Origin of the sequence: Lactobacillus sp. UMNPBX17, from assembly GCF_002553735.1 — a bacterium.
Taxonomy (GTDB): Bacteria; Bacillota; Bacilli; order Lactobacillales; family Lactobacillaceae; genus Lactobacillus; species Lactobacillus gallinarum.
The window spans coordinates 1-2,484 of record NZ_PCYT01000108.1 but is presented as its reverse complement, the minus strand read 5'-3'; the positions used below and the strand labels follow the sequence as shown (position 1 = coordinate 2,484).

At 36.4% G+C, this 2,484-nt stretch carries 4 protein-coding genes; all 4 read right to left on the bottom strand.

Annotated features, from left to right (window positions below; translation table 11 throughout):
* Positions 1-215: 215 nt before the first annotated feature.
* Positions 216-1,091, bottom strand: a complete 876-nt coding sequence (gene galU, locus CP368_RS09650) for a UTP--glucose-1-phosphate uridylyltransferase GalU (RefSeq protein ID WP_087176325.1) — start codon at positions 1,089-1,091, stop codon at positions 216-218.
* 107 nt (positions 1,092-1,198) lie between these two features.
* Positions 1,199-1,495 carry a DUF4767 domain-containing protein gene (locus tag CP368_RS09645; RefSeq protein WP_098046036.1) on the bottom strand — a complete coding sequence of 99 codons (297 nt, stop codon included), beginning with the start codon at positions 1,493-1,495 and terminating at the stop codon, positions 1,199-1,201.
* Positions 1,492-2,037, bottom strand: a complete 546-nt coding sequence (locus CP368_RS11005; protein ID WP_255405116.1) for a DUF4767 domain-containing protein — start codon at positions 2,035-2,037, stop codon at positions 1,492-1,494. The genes CP368_RS09645 and CP368_RS11005 overlap by 4 nt, the downstream gene beginning before the upstream one ends.
* Positions 2,038-2,178: 141 nt before the next feature.
* Complete coding sequence (locus CP368_RS11095) at positions 2,179-2,403, bottom strand: zinc-ribbon domain-containing protein (RefSeq protein WP_369822655.1); 225 nt, start codon at positions 2,401-2,403, stop codon at positions 2,179-2,181.
* Positions 2,404-2,484: the final 81 nt, after the last annotated feature.

Genomic DNA, 2,484 nt, shown 5'->3' with positions numbered 1-2,484 from the left:
GGGTTTAGGGCACTTTCTCAGAGGACTTGAGTTTGATTGCTCTGGGAAGTTAGCATTTAATGAAAAGAAAGCCGCAAAACAAAATATAGGCCACAAATAAGCCAACTGTGATCTTCTTTTTCATTTTCTTCCCCAATAACTAACAGAAAAACCAGCGTTAACTTTACGCTGGTTTTAATAATACCTTAGCTTATTCTACAATAGCTAGTTTATTTTTATAATTTCTTACCTAATTCCTTGATGTACTTACGAAGTGCATCGCGTGTCTCTGGGTGAGTTAAACCATATTGAATAGAAGTTTCAAGGTAACCTTCCTTATTACCCACATCAAAGCGTTCGCCCTTAAATACATGGGCAAATACACGTTGAGTCTTGTTCATGGTATCAATGGCGTCAGTTAATTGAATTTCGCCGCCACGACCTGGCTTTTGGTGTTCCAAAATGTCGAAAATTTCAGGTGTCAACAAGTAACGGCCGATAATTGCCAAGTCACTTGGAGCCTTGTCAACAGCTGGCTTTTCCACAAAGTTTTTAACATTGTATAAATCAGGTGCAATATTGCCATCTGGAGCAATTACACCATACTTGGAAACTTCCTTGTGTGGCACCTTCATAACGGCAATGGTTGATGCGTGAGTCTTGTCGTAATCGTTGATCAATTGCTTAGTCAAAGGCACCTTGTCCTTCATCAAGTCGTCGCCAAGCATAATCACGAATGGTTCACCAGCTACGAAGCTACGTGCGCGGTAGACTGCATCCCCCAAGCCAGCTGGGTGTGGTTGACGAGTGTAGTACAAGTTCACACCCAAATCAGTAATTTCTTGGGTTAACTTAAGCAAACCAGACTTACCGGTCTTTTCCAAGTCTTGCTCCAATTCGGGATTAGAGTCAAAGTGGTTTTCAATCGCACGCTTATTTTTACCAGTAACGATCAAAATATCTTCGATTCCTGAAGCCTTTGCTTCTTCAACGATAAATTGAATGGTTGGCTTGTCAACAATTGGCAACATTTCCTTAGGCAATGCCTTAGTTGCTGGCAAAAATCTAGTGCCTAATCCTGCTGCAGGGATAATCGCTTTTCTTACTTTCATACTTTCTATACCTCCTCCAAAGATTATAATTAAATATATTTTAAAACATTCTTTAAAATTTTGCTCGTTTTCTGCAGATTTGCAGATTAAAATGATGACCAGATTAATCAATCATTATCTGTATCGTCGCCATTGATAATATCCGCAAAACCGCTTTTAACATCTTTATTAGCTGTTTCTTTAACAGCAATATAATTTCCATTGGTCGTTTGATCAACTAACACAATAGGTTGATTATCATGAACACAGAATAGATACGTTATATGTTGTTCAGCATCGTCATCATTATAATTAAAGATCGAAACTACCTGATAATCATATTTTTTCTTTAATTCTGGATCCCATCCGATATCGATACTTTCGCTTTCATCAGCATCTTTGTCACTATCATCAACTAGTTTCATTTTTCCATCTTAAAAATATCTGGATACTCCTCGCTAGCTCTAGTCTTTAGATGCTCATCACCAGTATATTCATCACAATCCTGGTCCATCTTATCGCCAAAATCACTCATAAAATCAGATAATTTTTCTTCTTTGGAATCATTCCACGATAACTTACTAGTATCTTCTGTACCACTTTTGGTATTTTTATCTGATGATTGTCTATTATTCTTTTTTTGCACAGAAACTTTTACCTTTTTACCAATATTTTGTACATCTTTTTTACATGAGCTATGTGCTACTTTTTTAGCTAAAGCACGAAAATATACAGGTTGTGTAGCGCCCTTTTTACTATCTACAAAAGTAATTTGTGCCCTCTGAGGGTGATTTATATCAGATACTACATAACCGACCTCTGGCGTTACTACATATACTGCTCCTTGTGCAGGAGCTTTTACATTATAATCACCAAAATCATATTCAGGATATGAAGTAATATTTAAATCACCATTTTGCGCGTTATCAAACGCTTTTTCCCAATCGGGATTATCTTGGAAATTCATATGAGCAAATGCAATAGTGAATCCAGCCGTATCATGTGCCGTCATTTTATCGCTATTATAGCCTATTGATTCAGCAGCGTGATCAACAGCCTCTCCTTTTTTATGTCCAACAAAAGGAATAGAATTAGCATAATTACTATTCTAGCTTTGTAAAGTAAAGAACACGACTCCACCAGCGGCAAGTACTATTGTACAAGTTGCAATTATTAAGCAATTACGTCGAATTCTACTATTTTCCTTTTGCTTTTCGCTCCCAATAATCGGTTTTATCCTAGATTTATTTTGATCGCTTAAATTAGTACCACATTGATCACAAAACTTATCATTGGCATCGATTTTTGAACCACATTTTGGGCAATATTTTATTTTTCTCCTCTTTTTAATCCATTAGCTTTTTCTACTCTAAGTCAAGTGTTATCAACGATTTTAAGCAATTTTATTTTGAAA

Bases quoted from the DNA above. Each gene is read 5' to 3' on its own strand.
- galU (WP_087176325.1), bottom strand. From the start codon at position 1,091: ATGAAAGTAAGAAAAGCGATTATCCCTGCAGCAGGATTAGGCACTAGA.
- CP368_RS11005 (WP_255405116.1), bottom strand. From the start codon at position 2,037: ATGAATTTCCAAGATAATCCCGATTGGGAAAAAGCGTTTGATAACGCG.
- CP368_RS09645 (WP_098046036.1), bottom strand. From the start codon at position 1,495: ATGAAACTAGTTGATGATAGTGACAAAGATGCTGATGAAAGCGAAAGT.